The organism is Fretibacterium sp. (genome assembly GCF_057312375.1).
The window spans coordinates 1-17,375 of the sequence record NZ_DBHLDX010000014.1; the positions used below are offsets into that span (position 1 = coordinate 1).

Below are 17,375 nucleotides of genomic sequence, written 5' to 3' on the forward strand. Positions count from 1 at the left end.
CCTAATGAGGCCTTTTTTCAATTTGCCTGTTGCTTTTAGCTTGACAATCTAGCGACTATTGACATATGGTTTTGGAAAGGGGCGGTAGTCTGCGCATTGCATCTTAATATCAATAGGAATAGGTCTTCAAACAGCGTGGTGCCTCGCGGTTTTACCGCGGGGCACCACGCTGTTTAACTGCGATCGGGCTTTTCGTTATCCGTTCTTAATTAAGCGGTCCTAGCCCAAAAGCCGTACGAGATACAGAATGTGAACTTACCGGCAGCGTTTCCGACGGACCAGAGCCGCGGCGGACAGCAGGAGCAGCCCGCCGAAGCCGGCGTCACATCCGCCGCTCCCGGAGGTCTTCCTATCCTCGGGCTTTACCTCTGGCTTCTGCTTCTTCATAGACTTCAGGAGGAGTCCCTGGTTCCCTAGGCCGATGGTCCTCTCGCCCTCGACGCCCTCCAGACGGCAGCGGATCGACCGGATGCTGGCTGTATCCCACTGGCCCCTGGCCACCTTGCCCTCTATTCGGAGACTATAACTATTGGATGCGGCAAACGTAAACTTCTCTAAACCCTCCGACTCCAAGACCTCGGAGAACGTCCTTGCACTGTTTCCCTGCACGGCGTCGGCCGTGAGCGTTCCGGAGACGAACCCCGCGGTGTCCGCCTTCAATGAGCCCGCAACCAGCGGCCTGGGCAGAGATATTCGCGTCTTCAGCGTCACGGGTACGTTCCCCGCAGCGTCCGGCTCGCCAACGGAGATTCCCCACTGCTCCGGGTCCTTGGGGACGGCGTTGTCGTCCGGGTTTGTCGGCTCATCCGGCCTGGGCGTGTCCGGCGACGGGTTGTCGGGCTTGCCGGGAGAGGGCTCCGTGGGCTTGTCCGGGGCCGGCTGATCGGGCTTGTCCGGAGTGGGGTTCTGAGGGTTTGGAGTGGGGCCGGGATTCGGATTGGGCCCAGGGTTGGGATTGGGGTTCGGGTTCGGCTGCGGCGTAGGATCGGAAGGGTCCTTGAAGCCGCGCATATCCCTGACCATCATCGGAGACGGAGACAGCGTCGCCTCCATCTCCTCGTCCCACTCTCCGACCCTGTATTTGATGGAGGCGATCCCGAGCGCCTTGAGCTGAGCGGTCGGGACCTTGCCCCGCCAATTGAGCCGCCAGCCGCTTCCGTCCTGTGCGTAGTCGAAGTATGGCGCCCTGATCAACTCGACCCCGGGGACGCCGACGACCTGGACGTCGGGACTCGATGGGCTGCGCCACCCTGTGTTGAAGGGCGCCTCCACCCAGACGCGGCAGGTATCGCCGTCGGATTCCTTATTGATGAAGACCTTCCAGTTTCCTTTTTTCAGGACCACCGAGGACGGCGGAATGGGCGGATACCCCGCGATCCTGCGGAGAAGCATGGGCGCGCCCTGCAGTTTTGCGGCGAAGCTGCGGTTATCGACCTCGTAGGTGAGCCTCCTGAGGACGGTATAGTCCAGCAGGTCCTCCGAGATTGTCCCCTCGATGCGGATCCGCCCTGTCCCTGAGGAAACGTCCAGGACAGCCTGAACGCTCTCCGGGTCGTTCCTCCAGAAAACCTTTACGGCACCGGGCGCTTTGCCCTTCAAGGGCTTAAGGTCGAAGCTCGCCGTGAGGACGACCTTTTTATATCCCGCCCTTCCGGGCCCCACAGAGATGTTCCAGGAGTCCCGCGGGACCTCGAGGGGGTGAGGGGAGGTGGAGCCTCCGGTCTTGAGCCGATCGTACGCACCCTTCACGTCCAGCATTCCCCAGACGGAAATTTTTTGCCCCAGCGCGTTGAGCCCCTTGTGATTGGAGCTCTCCGAGTCGGGGTTCGCGACGGGGTTGATATCCCGGTTCGCCCCCTCCAGGATGGCCGCCTTGAGCTCCGAGGCCTTTTTGTCCGGGAAGGCGGAGGCCAGAAGGGAAACCGCCCCCGCCACGTGGGGCGCCGCCATGGAGGTCCCGTTCCACTGGACGTAATCCTTGTTGTACGGCGAACCGTTCTCGTCCGGCGCAACCTTCGGAATCGTGCTCAGGATGCCGACCCCCGGGGCCGCGATGTCCACGTTCGTGTCGCTCCAGTTGCTGAAGGAGGCCCCTTGATCGTCGCTCCGCATGGCGCCCACGACAACGAGGTTATCGATCCCGATGTAGGAGGCCGGGTAGTTGTAATAGCCCTGGATGACGCTCCTCGAGTAATCCGTGAAGGGTGCCGGCCTGCCGACCTCAAGGCCCTCGTTTCCGGCCGCGACCACGATCACGGTCCGATCCAGGTCGCTCAGCGCCTTGTAGGCCCGCCACATGGGCGATCCAACGTTTTTCCCCGGACTGTTGCGCTCGTATCCTCCAAGCGACAGGTTCACGGCGGGGACCTTCAAGGAGGGGTTCCCTTGCAGGAGCTTCGTCAGGTAGTCGAGGGCCTTCGCGATGTCGGCGTCCGACGCGCCGTCCTTCCCGTCCGGAAAGACCTTGAGCGCGATGATCCCCCCGTTCCAGTTGAGCCCGACCACGCCCTTGGCGTTGTTCCCCGTCGCCGCGATGGTCCCGGAGACGTGGGACCCGTGGCCCTTCCTGTCCTCGATGTCCTTTTCCTCTCCACCGCAGCAGTTGCGGCTGTACTCCAAGCTGAAGCGGTCCTTCAGGTCCTCGTGGTCCCTGGCGATGCCCGTATCGATGACCGCCGTGTAGACGTCCGGACTGCCCGTCGTCGTATCCCACACCTCCGGGGCTCTGATCTTCTTCATCCCCCAAAGGCTGCCGTCCGCATACTGGGGGTCGTCCGGGCTTTTCAAAGGGTAGACCCTGTAGTTCGGAGAGGCGGCCAGGACGTTGGGGTTCTTCTCCAATTCCCGGACTAGCTCCTCCGTTGTCTTATGGTCCGACGCCACCAGGGCGAAGACCTCCCTGCCGGATGCCTCGGACAGCGCGGGATACGTGCTGAGGACCCGGGCCCGGGCGGAGGCCGCCACGCGGTTCAGCTGGCTTCGGGCCCCCCCGTGGGAGACGTCCGCGGCCGTCACGTGCGAGACCCCGCCCTTCAGCACCACCAGGGCCTGCCCCTCGACGTACTCCGAGCGCTCCGATCCCCAGGCCGTCGCCGACAGCAGACAGGCCAGCAGGACCGAGAGCCAACACCTGCAACGCTTCAACATCGAAACACTCCTTTACCCATACTTTCGACAGCAACAAATGCGGCCCCGCCCCCAAAAGCACGGCGGGGGCCGCATGACGTAAACCGTTTTACTTCGCTTTATGTGCCCTGCGGTACGGAAGCAGAACCGCAGCGACCAGCAGGAGCAGCCCGCCAAAGCCGGCGTCGCATCCGCCGCTCCCGGAGGTCTTTTTCTCCTCGGGTTTCGTCTCGGGACCCTGCTTCTTCATGGACTTCAGAGGAACTCCCCGTTCGCCCAGGTTGATCGTTTTTTCGCCCTCGACGCCCTCCAGACGGCAACGGATCGACCGAATGCCGGCCGTATCCCACTGGCCCACGGCCACCTTGCCCTCTATCCGGAGACTATAACTATTGGACGCGGCAGACGCGGACTCCTCCAAAACCTCCGACTCCAGGGTCTCGGAGGATGTCCTCGCACCGTTCTCCTGCACGGCGTCGATCGTGAGCGTTCCGGTGACGAACCCCGCGGTGTCCGCCTTCAAAGAGCCCGCGACCAGCGGCCTGGGTAGCGACAACCGCGTCTTCAGCGTCACGGGCACGTTCCCCGCCGCGTCCGGCTCGCCTGTCGTCACCTCCCACTGCTCCGGATCCCTCGGGACGGCGTTCTCGTCCGGGTCCGCCGGGGTGTCCGGCTGGGGCTTGTCCGGCGACGGCTGGTCAGGCTTGTCAGGAGAGGGGGTGGGATTGGGCCCGGGATTAGGATTGGGATTGGGCCCGGGGTTCGGGTTAGGGTTAGGATTGGGGTTGGGCCCAGGGTTGGGATTGGGATTGGGGTTCGGGTTCGGCTGCGGCGCGGGATTCTCCGGGGCCTTGACGTCCTCGAAGACCTCGAGCAGGATCGTGAACTTATCGTCGTCCAGGTGAACCCGGGCGCTTGCGTCCTCAGAGGCGGCATTGCCCGGGACGATGTCCTTCGAGGCGTTCAGCCAGGAGACCCGGACCTTCGCAAAGGCTTCCCCCGCCGCGTCCTTGGCGCTCAGCTTCTTCCAGTTATCCGCCTTAACGGAACCGACCAGGGATATCCAGCCCTTTTTGAGCGTCCTGGCCGTAAGCTGCGAGGGGTCCAGCTGGATGGTCAGGCGGGGCCCATCGCCTCCCAGGTAGTAATAATCGATCGTCTTGGCCTTGAAGATGGGGCTCCTGTCCGCCGCCTCGGCGCGCGTGCCGGCGACGTCGCCGTCATTGGGAACGACGCCGATGCGGCTGTATTTCCCCAGGCTCAGGTCCACGTTCCTGGAGAGGTCTCTGGCGCCCCTGCCTATGAAGAGGGCCGTGCCCTCCTTAGTTGGTTCTTGATTGCTGTCATATACGTCATCCGTCGTTATTTTGGCATAGGGCTCTTTCCCGGCAGCCTCCTGAGCCTCCGTCTTCACCGGCAGGCCACTCAGCCGCAACGCTCCGTTCCAGATACGTATGTATAAGGGGTTTGCCCACCTGTATGTTCTGCCATCGCCCCCGAACTCCACCGTGCCGCTCAGGTTGTGGCTGTTGCCCGGGACGAGAGGATTGACCATAAGGCGGCCCCGAGCGTTTTGACCTTTGGCTGCTTTGATTGTGATATCTTTGAATGACAGCACCTGCCCCTGTTCGGCCGCCAGAGCCCCCCCCTGCTTGATCTCGGCCTTGCCGACCACCTCCAGGGTTTGGGATGCCGTTAGAATAGCCGCCTCTCCCGTCTCGAAGCCGTCCTCTTCCTTGACAGCACCGACCGTCACCTTGCCTCCGCCGATGGACCTGGCGCCTGCGAGCGCTAAAATTCCATTGGCTACAAGGGTCTCGCCCTCTTTGGAAATTTCGTTCCCGGGGTTATTCAGGAACAGGGTGGAATTTCTCCCCGAATATTCATTGTGTTGGGACGTAAAACCTTTGGGGTGACGTTTCCCAACCCTGGAATCGAGCACCAGGTGAAACATGCCCTTCAGCAGCCCGTCCACGTGTGAGTCGTTCCCGTCCAAGGTCACCACGACGTAGGGGTAATGGAGTTGCCCGCCCACGGCGTAGGGCTTCGCCTCGAACGTGGAGCCGGCCTCGGCGTTCAGCTGGCTGAATATTTGGCTGCGGTCCACGGCGACGCTGGCGCCCTTCCTGATCCAGAGGGGGTTATAGAAGTAATAGAACACGTAATTGCTCTCCGCGTGAAGCGCCTTCTCCCTAAGACGTCCCCGGCTGAAGGGCTCGGTGTCTGCCAGGGACCCGCTGCCCTGGAAGGACGTCCAGACCCTGCCCAGGGAGCCGCGGAAGTGGTCGCCGGGGACTCTGACCTCCCCGGCAAGGACGACCAGACTGCCCTCCCGCACGTCCGTGCCGCCCAGATGATGCGCCCCGTCCAGGGCCTTCGCGTCGAGGCCCTTGTCCCCGGCGGTCGCGAGGTTCTGTGCCCCTGTGTTGGAACCAATCGTCAGGATCCCTTTGCCCGTTTTGACCAGGCGGACAAAACCCTTGCCCGAAGGGGATCCGTAGAAGTCGTTGTCGAACGCCTCGAACTCCGCCAGCTCGTCCCCCTGAGCCATGGCTCTGGGCAGCTTGACCTGCCTTTGGCCCAGGCCGTGCCGAAGGGTCAGCTCCTGCTGGTTTGGGGTGTCGACGACGCCATAGGTGAGGCGGTCGTTCCCGGCATCCTCGCTTTCGACGAACAGCAGCAGGGGCTGCACCGCGGCTCCTGCGGAGTCGCCCAGGGTTAGAGAGACCGGGCCGTCGGCCGCAAGGGTCGGCGCGTTCACCGGGTCCGGCGCGCTCAGGATGCCGACCCACCTCTGTCCAAGGGCGTTGTCGGCCGCGCTCAGCACGCCACTGCGGATCAGCGTCCCCCCGCTGTAATGGGTCCTGAGCTCCTCATCCAGGGGGTTGTCCCCGTTCGATCCCCTGACGACGACCCTCCTGCCGGCGTCGGAGCTCACGAGGATCTGGAAGGTTTTGTTCCCCGTGTCGCCGTCGATCGACTTTTGGGCCCTGGGGGCTACGGTCAGAGGGCTGCTGCCCGTACCCGTGAGCTGAAGCACCCGCGTCCTGCCGGACTCGCCCTTGATGGACCCCTCGAAGCGCCCCCCTCCCCGGATGGTGTTGAAGGCGCCGTCGTCCTCCGTGGGCGTCAGGGCGAAATCGGCGTCTTGTGTCGTCCCGGCGGGGACCTCCAGAACGTTTGCCGCGGCCCAGGCGGCCCCTGCCGCCAGCGCACCCGTCAGCACCAGCCAACCCAACACTTTTCGCTTACCTCTCAAAACGATGTCCCTCCTTACAAGATTGGAACCCCCTCTTCAAAACGAAAGCCAGAGGGAAATGTTCCTTTGCTGCTAAGACATGATTTTGGAAAACGAATCGAGATTATACATCTTTACTTAGACATCTACAAGATGAATAATTATTTTACAAATTGAATTATTTTAAATAAATATTATTGGTTTATCCTTTATTGGATGCGCCGTGTGGCCCGATGCAGGACGGAAGCCTTGAGGCCCTGGTGCTCCGTCGTAAGCACCGGAGGGGACGGTCTGCCATAGAGGCGGACTGCCCTTCGACGGGATTTCGTTGTACAATCGTCGTGTGAGAATATCCTGATGGTTGGAGGTTTTTCTGAAAGATGCTTGTCCTGAAAGACGCGAGGGTCGTCACGGTTGCGGGGAGGACGCTCGATCGCGGCACGGTCCTGGTGGAGGACGGAAAGATCGCGGCCTGTGGTGTGGACGTCGCGGTCCCGGCCGGGGCGGAGGTCCTGGACCTGACGGGGAAGTGGCTGACGCCGGGACTGATCGACGCCCACACACACATCTCGACCTTTAACGAGCCCAACACCCTGCCCGGCCAGATCGATGGAAACGAGAAGACCGACCCGGTGACGGCCCAGGTGCGCGGCATCGACGCCCTGAACCCCTTTGACATCGCCATTGAGGAGGCCCGGCGCGCCGGCTTCACCACCTGCTACACCGGCCCTGGGTCGGCCAACGTCATCGGAGGCACCGGCATCAGCTTCAAGACAAAACGGGGTTCAACTGTCTTCGACATCGCCATCCCCGGCTCGGAGCACATGAAGTTCGCGCTGGGGGAGAACCCGAAGCGGGTCTACGGCGTCGAGCAGAAGCGGGCCCCCATGACGCGCATGGGCCTGGCCGCCATCCTGCGCCGAACGCTCTATGAGGCGCTGGACTACTCGGAGGAGCTTCGGACGGAGGAGGCGGACCCTGAAAAGAGGCCGAAGCGCAACTTCGCGCTGGAGGAGCTGGTCCCCGTCGTCCGGGGCCAGAGGAAGTGCCGCATCCACTGCCATCGGGCGGACGACATCGTGACGGCCATCCGCATCGCCGAGGAGTTCCACCTGGATTTCTCCATCGAGCACTGCACGGAGGGGTACCTGATCCTGGACTTCCTGAGGGAGCACCGCGTGGACTGCGTCATCGGCCCGTTGACGATGCCCCCCAGCAAGATGGAGATCTGGGGCCGGAGGCTGACGACGCCCGCGAAGATGGAGGAGGCGGGGATCAACTTCTGCCTGACGGCGGACACCTCCTCGGGGACGAAGTACCTGCCGATGCACGTCGGCCTCTGCATGGCCCATGGCCTGAGCGAGAGGGCGGCCTTCGAGGCCGTCACCATCCGTCCAGCGCGCCTGCTGGGGTTGGGAGAGCGGATGGGAAGCATCGAGCCGGGCAAGGACGCGGACCTCGCGGTGTGGGACGGGCACCCCTTCAGCAACTTCACGCGGTGCGAGCGGACCATCATCGACGGCACGGTCTACGACAACCTGAGCTGAAGCGAAAAAACGACGGGAGGAGCGGGTTTAGTCCCGCTCCTCCCGTCGTTTTTTGTGTTACGCGCCGGTGCGCCCGTAGAGCTCGCAGAGCGACCGCATCCGCTGTGTGAGGTCGGGCGTGACGGCGTCGGGCTTCATGCGCCACGTCCAGTTCCCCGCCGTAGTGGACGGGGTGTTGATTCGGGCCTCCGGGCCCAGGTCGAGCCAGTCCTGCATGGGGATGACGGCCGTCTCCGCCACGGAGGCCAGGGCCATGCGCGTCATGACCCCGGACACGCTCCCTGCCGTCACCTCGCACCCCAGGTAAGCGGAGAGGTTCGCCCGCTCCCAGGGCGTGGCGTCGGCCATCAGCCACCCGCGGGAGGTGTTGTTGTCGTGGGTCCCCGTGTAGACCACGGTCTTCGGCGTGTGGTTGTGGGGGGCGTAGGGGTTGTCCGCCGGGTGCCCGAAGGCAAAGTGGAGGATCGTCATCCCAGGAAGCCCCATGGTGGTGCGGGCTTCCTCCACCTCCGGAGTGAGGATACCCAGGTTCTCCGCCCAGAAGGGCGCGCTCGGAAACTCGCTCCTGAGCGCGCTGAAGAACTCCCGGTGGGGTACGCTGCGCCACTCCCCGTGCTCCGCCGTTTCGGCGTCCGCCGGCAGCGCCCAGTAGGCGATGAGCCCCCTGAAGTGGTCGATGCGCACGCGGTCGAAGAAGGTCAGGAGGCGGCGCAGGCGTCCGGTCCACCAGCGGAAGCCGTCCCTTCGCATGGCCTCCCAGTTGTACGTCGGGTTGCCCCAGAGCTGTCCCTTGGCGCTGAAGTAGTCCGGGGGGACGCCCGCCACGGAGACGGAGTTCAGGTCCTCGTCCAGGTCGAAGAGGTCCGGGTGGGCCCACACGTCGGCGCAGTCCCCCATGACGTAGACGGGGACGTCGCCCACCAGCTCCAACTTCAGCTCCGCCATGCGCCTCCGCAGCGCGGACATCTGCCGCGCGAAGACGTACTGGATGAAGTTCTGAAGCCCGATGTCGCCGTCGTGGTCCCGGCGGAACCGGTCGAGGTCCTGGGGGCGGCGAAACTTCAACCCGTCGGGCCAGTCGCGCCAGGCAAGCCCGCCCATGGCGCCCTTGATGGAGATGAAGAGGCTCCAGTCCTCCAGCCACTCCCCCTGGCTCTGGCAGAAGGCCTTGAAGTCCGCGCTCTCACCGCCGCGGTGAAACTGCGTCCACACCCTTTGCAGGAGCGCCGCCTTGAAGGCTCCGGCCGCGCCGTAGTCCACCCGGTCGTTCGAGAAGTTGGGCGCGCTGTCCAGGTCCTCCGGACTCAGGAGCCCGTCCTCCATCAGGCCCTCCGGGCTGATCAGGAGGCCGCTGCCGGCGAAGGCCGACGTGGGGCTGTAGGGCGAGTGGGCGCACCCCGCGTCCGTCGCGGTCAGGGGCAGGACCTGCCACAGCGATTGCCCCGCCCCATGCAAAAACTCCGCAAACCGCCGCGCCCCCGGTCCCATGTCGCCGATCCCGAAGCGCGAGGGAAGCGAGGTCATGGGGAGCAGCACGCCGCATTTTCTCCTATCCATTTTAATTAAAAAACCTCCAAAGGGCCGGCGGGGCACAGGGGGGGAGTTTTTTCCCCCGCCTCAAACGTCCCCGCCGCGCTCCCTCAGTCGAGACGGCCTGAGCTGTGGGTGACGCGCCCGCCGCAGAGGGTCAGGTCCACTCCGACGTCCGCGAGGTCGCCGGGGAGGACGGCGAAGGGGTCCTGATCCAGCACCACGAGGTCCGCGTCGCGCCCCGGCGCGATCTCGCCGCGGCGCCCCTCGTTGTGCCCGCACCATGCCGCGTTCCACGTGCAGGCGGCGATGGCCTCTGCCACGGAGAGGCGCTCCTTGGGGTTCCATGCGTCTTCGCCGCTGCCTGGGGCCGCTCGCGTCACGGCGGCCTGAATGCCCGCCAGGGGGCGTAGGTCCTCGATGGGGGCGTCCGAGCCCGACGCCAAGACGATGCCCCGCCGCATCATGGTGCGCCAGCGATAGCTTCGGTCCGCCCGCTCCTGCCCCAGCCGCTCCCGCGCCATGGCGCGGTCCGAGGGCACGAAGGAGGGCTGGACGGCGGCACAGAGCCGCAGGGCCCGCATCCGATCGAGCTGGTCGTCGTCCGCCACCTGGGCGTGGACGATGATGTGGCGGGCGCTCCACCTCCGCTCCGACTGGGCGCGCTCCAGGGCCTCGAGGCACATGTCCAGCGTGCGGTCCCCGATGGCGTGCAGCGCCGTCTGCATCCCGGACAGGTGGGCGGTGAGAACCAGGTCGTCCAGCTCCTCCTGGTCGAAGAGGGCCATGCCGCGCTCACCCCACGCATCGGCGTAGTCCTGCCTCAGGCAGGCCGTCCTTCCCCCCAGGGAGCCGTCGCAGATGAGCTTCATCGGCCCGATCTGGAAGAAGGGCACCCCGTCGCCGCTCCGCCATCCGTCGGAGAGGAAGTCCAGGAGGAGGTCCCGGCTGGGCAGGCGCATCTGCTCCCGCAGGCGGAAGGGCAGGTCCCCCGCCAGGGCCGCGTCCATGAAGAACCGTTCCGCCCTGCGAAAGTCGAAGGAGAAGACGGCGAGGTCGTCGGAGTGGATCTCCGTCAGGCCGAAGCTCGCCGCCAGGGGGCCATAGGCGTGCAGCAGGCGGGTGATGTCCTCGTCCGACATGGGGGGAAGGCATCGCTCCACGAGCTCGACGGCCGCCTCCTTCAGGATGCCGTCGGGCTCGCCGTCCATGCCCAGCTCCACGGTCCCCCGCTCCACGCGGGTGTCGCGCGTGATGCCTGCGGCCTCCAGCGCCGCCGTGTTGACCGCGGCCACGTGCTCGCAGGCGCGCCACAGGATGACGGGGACGTTGGGGAGGATCGCGTCGAGGTCGTGGCGGGTGGGGGCGGCCCCCCGAAGGTTCTCGGCCGTCCACCCCAGGCCGCGGTACCAGCCGCCCGCGGGGAAGGGGTGCTCCGCGGCGAAGTCGGCAAGCGTTTCCAGGAGCTCGTCCAGGGAGCGGCAGCCCCCAAGCTGAACCTGCTCCTGAGCCATCGCCCAGTGCAGGAAGTGCGCGTGGGAATCGCAGAAGCCGGGCAGCACCGTGCGCCCCTCCAGGTCGAAGACCCTCGCGTCCCCGGAGGGCCGCGAGGCGGGCGCTGCGCCGACCGTCGCCACGCGCCCCGCTTCGACCGTCAGGGAGTCCACGATGCCGTTGGGGGTGTGAATGCGCCCGTTGATCAGGGCAATCCTTTCCGTCTGCCGCATCCGAATGAAGCCTCCTTCGCCCCCGGAGGGGCGCTGAATTTTCTTGTGTTTAATTATACGTCAAAAGGCGTTTTCGAACGCCGCCCGGGCACCTGGAGCGCTGCCCCGTCCTTAGGATCGCCTGACGGAAGGCGGCGTTCGCCGTCAAAATCCGCGTTTGTGTGATAAGATTGTCAATTATCGTGCCGTCGATCCGCCCGTTCCCCGCCGGGAGCGGAGGTCCGACGGAAGACCGGCGCGGCTGTTCCAAAAGGACGGGGCAGGGCGCGGAATGATTTTGGGAGGCAGTTTTTTTATCATGAGCAGTCAGGAGAAGGACTATAAGGACACGCTGAACCTTCCCGTCACGAACTTCCCCATGCGGGCCAATCTGGCGAAGAGGGAGCCCGCTTTTCTGAAGTTCTGGCAGGAGAAGGACATCTACCACAAGGCCCTGAAGGCACGGGAAGGCGCTTCGGAACGCTTTGTGCTCCACGACGGCCCCCCCTACGCCAACGGCAACATCCACCTGGGAACGGCCTTCAACAAGGTGCTGAAGGACTTTATCGTCAAGTACAAGATGATGACGGGGCGGTATGCCCCCTACGTTCCGGGCTGGGACACCCACGGCCTGCCCATCGAGCTTCGGGCGCTGAGGGACAGCCACATCTCGAAGGACGGCGTGGACCCCCTGGAGCTGCGCAGGAGGTGCAGGGAAACGGCGCTGCACTTCCTGAACGTGCAACGGGAGCAGTTTATGCGCCTGGGGGGCCTCGGCGAGTGGGAGAAGCCCTACGTCACGCTGAATCCGGGCTACGAGCGTCATGAGCTCGACGCCTTTGCCGCTATGGTGGACAAGGACCTGATCTATCGCGGGCTGAAACCCGTCTACTGGTGCATCGACTGTCAGACGGCCCTGGCGGCCGGCGAGATTGAGTACTGGGACGAGGAGTCCCCCTCCGTCTACGCCGCCTACCCCCTGCCCAGCGCGGCGAAGCGGTTCCCGCAGCTGGAGGGGAAGGACGTCTACGTCGTCATCTGGACCACGACGCCCTGGACGCTGCCCTCCAGCGCCGCCGTTGCCGTCCACCCCCGGTACGAGTACGGATTCTACGCCTGCGGCGACAGGGTGTACTGCCTGGCCGTGGACCTGAAGGACACGGTGTGCGCGGCCGCGGGGCTCGCCCTGGGCGATCCCCTGCTCGTCGTCCCCGGCGCGGAACTGGAGGGGCTCACGGGCACGCACCCCTTCTACGACGACCACGAGGTCCTGGTGGTGCTGGCGGACTACGTGGAGCTGGACATGGGCTCCGGCTGCATCCACACCTCCCCCGGACACGGCGTGGAGGACTACGAAACGGGCGTCCGCTACGGGCTCCGGATCGCGAGCTCCGTGGACAGCACGGGGCGCTTCGAGCAGGACGTCCCCGTCGTGGCCGGCATGTCGTTGGAGGAGGGCGGGGCGAAGGCCCTCGAGATGCTGCGGGCCCGCGGCCGGCTGCTGGGACAGGGCAGGCTGATGCACAGCTACCCCCATTGCTGGCGCTGCAAGAAGCCCGTCATCTTCCGCGCCACGGACCAGTGGTTCATCGACGTGACGAAGTTCAAGGACGAGGCGCTCCACGTCATCGACGACGCGGTGCGCTGGATTCCCGGCTGGGGTCACGACCGCATCTACAACATGGTGCAGACCCGCTCCGACTGGTGCATCAGCCGCCAGAGGGTCTGGGGCGTCCCCGTTCCGGCCATGCACTGCAAGGACTGCGGCGCCTTCACGCTGACGGCGGACCGCATCCGGACGCTGGCGGAGAGGGTGAACGGAGACCCGGAGGGGACCTCCATCTGGTGGAGCCGCTCCCTTCAGGACCTGTTCGGGGACCGGGCCCTGTGCGACCACTGCGGCTCGCACAACGTGGAGAAGGACAGCAACATCCTGGACGTGTGGTTCGATTCGGGCGTTTCGCACCTGGCCGTGCTGAACGAGGACTTCGGGCTCTCCTGGCCCTGCGAGATGTACCTGGAGGGCAGCGACCAGCATCGGGGCTGGTTCCAATCCTCCCTCCTGACCTCCGTGGCCATCAAGGGCCGCGCGCCCTACGGCAGCGTCCTGACCCACGGCTTCATCCTGGACGGCGAGGGGCGCAAGATGTCGAAGTCCCTGGGCAACACGATCCTTCCGGAGGAGATCGTGAACGAGAGCGGCGCGGACATCCTGCGCCTGTGGGTGGCCTCCACGGACTACAGGAACGACGTTCGCATCTCGAAGGGCATCATCAAGGGGCTGTCGGAGACGTACCGCCGCATCCGAAACACGGCGCGCTTCCTCCTGGGGAACCTCCACGACTTCAACCCCGGCAGGGACGCCGTGCCCTACGAGAGGATGCTGTCGATGGACCGCTGGATTCTGGACCGCCTGCAGCGGGCGATCGAGAGGGTGCGGGGGGCCATGGAGGACTACGAGTTCCACATGCCGATGTCGACCATCCACTCCTTCTGCGTCAACGAGCTGAGCGCCTTCTACCTGGATGTGAGCAAGGACAGGCTCTACGTCGAGGCGGCGGACTCCCTGACCCGGCGCAGCGCACAGACCGCCATGTGGGAGGTCCTCTCCGCCCTCACCCGGATGCTGGCGCCCCTCTTGAGCTTCACGGCGGAGGAGGTATGGCAGGAGATGCGCGCTCTCGACCCGTCGTTGGCGGAGAGCGTCTTCCTGACGGACTTCCCGACGGCGGACCGTTCCAAGGTGGACGACGGGCTGGACGCGCTGTGGGAGAACGCCCTGACGCTGCGGGGCGCGGTGAGCCGGATGCTGGAGGGCCTGAGGGCGGACAAGACCATCGGCACCTCGCTGGAGGCTGCCGTCCAGGTGAAGCGCTCTCAGATCACGGACCCCGCCATGAAGGGCTTCACGCCTCAGGAGCTGGCGGACGTCTGCATCGTTTCCCGCTTCGACTTCGTCGACGAGCTGACGCTGCCCCGGCGCTTCAAGGACGCGGAAACGGGCATCGAGGCGGCGGGCGGCTTCACGGAGGGCGCGAAGTGCCCGCGCTGCTGGAAGTACTCCGACGCGGCGGACGGCGAGGGCCTGTGCCCGCGCTGCGCGGCCGTGCTGCGCGGAATGGCCCGTTGACCCCCGTGCCCCGCTCTAACCGTGGCCCCCTGTGCAAGGGGGCCTTTTTTTGAAGGGAGGTGCGGCCGCATGGCCGAAGACGAGGTGCTGGAAACCTTGACGGGGGACGGGGAAGGCGGGCGCCTCGACGTCTTCCTGTCCCGCGGGCTTGGCGTCACGCGCTCCTTCGCCCAGAGGCTCCTGAAGGAGGGCCGGGTGGAGGGGCCGGGGAGGCGCCTCAGGCCCGCTGCAAAGGTCCTGGCGGGAGCCATCTACCGCGTGACCCTTCCGGAGCCGGAGGGGATGGAGATCGAGCCGGAGCCGGTGGCGTTCGGGGTCGTGTACGAGGACCGGGACCTGGTGGTGATCGACAAGCCCGCGGGGCTCGTCGTGCACCCCGCGCCGGGACACTGGCGCGGCACGCTGGTTCACGGCCTCCTGTGGCGCTACCCTGAGATGCGCCTCCTGAGGAACCGGCTGAGGCCCGGCATCGTGCATCGGCTGGACGCCACGACGTCGGGCCTCATGGTGGTGGCCCGGCGTCAGGAGGTCATGGAGGAGCTGCAGCGGATGTTTCAGGCGCGACAGGTGACGAAGGAGTATCTGGCCCTGGCGCAGGGGGCCCTTCCCTCCGATCGGGGGACCCTCTCCGGCCCCATCGCACGGGACCCGGAGAACCCGCTGCGCATGGCCGTGGTGGAAGGGGGCCGGCCCGCCCTCACGGGCTATCGCGTCCTGTGGCGCCGGGGTGGGGCGTCGTTGACGGTCTGCTCCCTCTTTACGGGGCGCACGCACCAGATCCGCGTCCACATGGCGGCCCTGGGGCACCCGCTCTTTGGCGACGCGCTCTACGGCGCGTCCAGGGGGCGGGAGCTGGGGCGCGTGTTCCTGCACTCGTGGTGCCTGGCCTTCCCGCACCCCGTCACGGGCGTCCCGCTCTCCTTCCGCCTTCCGCTGCCCCACGAGCTTCGGGAGGGCTTGGCTCCCATAGTGCAAAATACCCCAAACCACTGAGGATTAAGTCTTTATGTATGCGGTCTGTTCGTGTAGAATAGCGGGAATAAAACGAACGAGCGCCTGGCCGCTCTGCTGTGTTGGGGGAATGAGGTTAAATGAAGGTCTATATCAGTGCCGATCTTGAAGGGGCCACGGGCGTGGTGCACGTCGATCAGACGAACCACGAGAGGCCCGTCGAGTATGCATTTGGCTGCAGAATGCAGCTCCACGACGTCAACGCGGTGATCGAGGGGTTGACGGAGGCCGGAGTTGAGGACGTCCTGGTGAACGACGCCCACGACCGGATGATCAACCTGGACGTTTCCGCCCTGAACCAGGGGGTGCGCCTCCTGAGCGGGACCCCGAAGGTCCTGGGGATGATGGAGGGGTGCGGGGAAGCCGACGCGGTGATCTTCGTCGCCTATCACGCCATGGCCGGCACGCCGAACGCGGTGTTGGACCACACGGTCAGCGGCCGGCGCGTCTACTCCGTCCAGTTGAACGGGCGCGAGGTGGGGGAAACGGGTCTTAACGCCGCCGTCGCGGCGCACTACGGCATCCCCGTGGCGATGCTGACGGGGGACCGCGCGGCCTGCAGCGAGGCCTCGGCGCTGTTGGGGGACGGTCTGGTGACGGCCTGCGTGAAGGAGGCTCACGGCAGGTTCTCGGCGGAGTGCCTCACCCCGGACGAGAGCGCGAAGCTCCTGCGGGCTGCGGCCGTGGAGGCCGTGGCACGGGTCCGGGCGGGGACCGCGCCGCGGATGGACGTCGGGGACGGCAGCTTCGACCTGCGCATCACCTTCCACACGACGCTTCAATGCGACCGGGGGGCCATCCTTCCGGGCGTGGAGCGCCTGGGCGGACGCACGCTTCGCGTCTGCGGCCATGGCATGGTGGAGATGAGGCGTTGGGCCGGAGCCCTCATCGGCCTGGGCAGCGACTGACCGTGGCGGTCGGGGAACGGAGTCCCTGATGGAGGGGCGTCATGTCGGATAAGGTAGCGGTGCTGGAGGACCGCATCCTTCAATTCATCCAGCAGAGCCTGGACGAGCTGAACTCGATCCGCAAGGAGGAGGCGTCCCGTCTGGAGAAGGCCCGAAGCCGGATCAACGCCATGTCCCTGGAGTTGAAGGAGCTGGCATCGGGGATCGACACCGCCTCCCGCGAGTATTCGGCCCTTCGGGAGAAGCTGGTGCTCTACTCCAAGCAGGGCCTGATCGCCGAGGAGAAGGAGGTCTACGACCGGGCCTCGGAGTCCATGAAGCTGCACGCCCTGCTTGAGGAACGTTACCGCAACCTGACGCAGCGACGGGACGAGCTGCAGAAGGAGGAGCGCACCCTGTCGCGCCTCGTTTCTAAGAGCGAGAGCATGGGGACGCGCCTGCGGATGGTGATGAACCTGGTGGCGTTGCCGGAAGCGATGCCTGCGGCCCAGGCGGCGGAGATCGTCAACGACAGCGCGCTGGTCACGGCCTTTCAGATCGCCGAGCGCGAGGCCCGATCCTTCGCCCAGGAGCTGCACGATGGGCCCACCCAGTCCTTTTCGGCCCTTGGCCTGACCCTTGAGATGGCTCAGGAGCTCATGTCCCGGGGGGAGTACTCCGAGGCGGCAGGAGAGCTGAAGCTGGCGTTGAGCCAGTTGCGGGGCGGGCTCAGCGAGGTCCGATCCCTTTTGTTCGGCCTCAGCCCGACGGGGATCGACATGGGGTTCGAGGTGCCGCTGAAGCGCCTGGCGGACCAGGTGAAGCGAAGCTGGGGCACGGAGCTGACGTGGAAACTGACGGGCAAGCTGGAGGAGGTCCCTCTGCTCCAGCGGGGCAACGTCTTCAAGACCATTCACCAGGCCGTCGTCAACGCCGCGAAGAGCGGCGCCCCTCACGTGAAGGTCACGATCGGCAACTCCCGGCGTATCGTCCGGGTCCTGATCATCGACGACGGCAAGGGCTTCGACGTGGAGAAGGAAAAGGCAGCGGCGCGGGAGCGGGGCTCCTACGGCCTGCAGAACATGGAGGAGCGGGTTACGGTCCAGGGCGGGGAGTTTGCGGTGAGCAGCGTCATCGGAAAGGGGACGACGATCTCCTTCAAGGTGCCCCTGAGGACCGGGGAGGGGGAGTGAGGCGGAG

The 17,375-nt window shown here is 65.6% G+C and carries 9 protein-coding genes; 5 read left to right on the forward strand and 4 right to left on the reverse strand.

What is annotated here, in order from left to right; translation table 11 throughout:
* Window positions 1–255 precede the first annotated feature (255 nt).
* Both ACO41U_RS03725 and ACO41U_RS03730 read right to left on the reverse strand, forming a co-directional pair.
* Window positions 256–3,147 carry a S8 family serine peptidase gene (locus tag ACO41U_RS03725; RefSeq protein WP_485941704.1) on the reverse strand — a complete coding sequence of 964 codons (2,892 nt, stop codon included), beginning with the start codon at window positions 3,145–3,147 and terminating at the stop codon, window positions 256–258.
* Between the two features lie 88 nt (window positions 3,148–3,235).
* On the reverse strand, window positions 3,236–6,385 hold the full coding sequence (locus ACO41U_RS03730) for a hypothetical protein (protein ID WP_485941706.1): 3,150 nt from the start codon (window positions 6,383–6,385) through the stop codon (window positions 3,236–3,238).
* A gap of 359 nt (window positions 6,386–6,744) precedes the next feature.
* On the opposite strand from ACO41U_RS03730, the gene ACO41U_RS03735 reads away from it, so the two are divergent.
* Window positions 6,745–7,911, forward strand: coding sequence for an amidohydrolase (locus ACO41U_RS03735; protein ID WP_485941708.1), 1,167 nt, complete (start codon window positions 6,745–6,747; stop codon window positions 7,909–7,911).
* Between the two features lie 57 nt (window positions 7,912–7,968).
* Here the strand turns inward: ACO41U_RS03735 and malQ are convergent, their stop codons facing one another.
* Both malQ and ACO41U_RS03745 read right to left on the reverse strand, forming a co-directional pair.
* A complete protein-coding gene (malQ, locus tag ACO41U_RS03740) occupies window positions 7,969–9,468 on the reverse strand; it encodes a 4-alpha-glucanotransferase (protein WP_485941710.1) in 1,500 nt (499 codons plus the stop codon).
* Between the two features lie 83 nt (window positions 9,469–9,551).
* On the reverse strand, window positions 9,552–11,168 hold the full coding sequence (locus ACO41U_RS03745; RefSeq protein WP_485941712.1) for an amidohydrolase: 1,617 nt from the start codon (window positions 11,166–11,168) through the stop codon (window positions 9,552–9,554).
* A 298-nt stretch (window positions 11,169–11,466) separates the two neighbouring features.
* On the opposite strand from ACO41U_RS03745, the gene ileS reads away from it, so the two are divergent.
* The 4 genes from ileS (at window position 11,467) to ACO41U_RS03765 (ending at window position 17,368) form a co-directional block, all read left to right on the forward strand.
* On the forward strand, window positions 11,467–14,277 hold the full coding sequence (gene ileS / locus ACO41U_RS03750; RefSeq protein WP_485941714.1) for an isoleucine--tRNA ligase: 2,811 nt from the start codon (window positions 11,467–11,469) through the stop codon (window positions 14,275–14,277).
* A 69-nt stretch (window positions 14,278–14,346) separates the two neighbouring features.
* Window positions 14,347–15,270, forward strand: a complete 924-nt coding sequence (locus tag ACO41U_RS03755; RefSeq protein WP_485941716.1) for an RluA family pseudouridine synthase — start codon at window positions 14,347–14,349, stop codon at window positions 15,268–15,270.
* A 98-nt stretch (window positions 15,271–15,368) separates the two neighbouring features.
* The gene (locus ACO41U_RS03760; protein ID WP_485941718.1) at window positions 15,369–16,196 is read left to right on the forward strand and encodes a M55 family metallopeptidase; all 828 of its coding nucleotides are present in this window, start codon (window positions 15,369–15,371) and stop codon (window positions 16,194–16,196) included.
* Window positions 16,197–16,237: 41 nt separating this feature from the next.
* Window positions 16,238–17,368, forward strand: coding sequence for a sensor histidine kinase (locus ACO41U_RS03765; protein WP_485941720.1), 1,131 nt, complete (start codon window positions 16,238–16,240; stop codon window positions 17,366–17,368).
* Window positions 17,369–17,375: the final 7 nt, after the last annotated feature.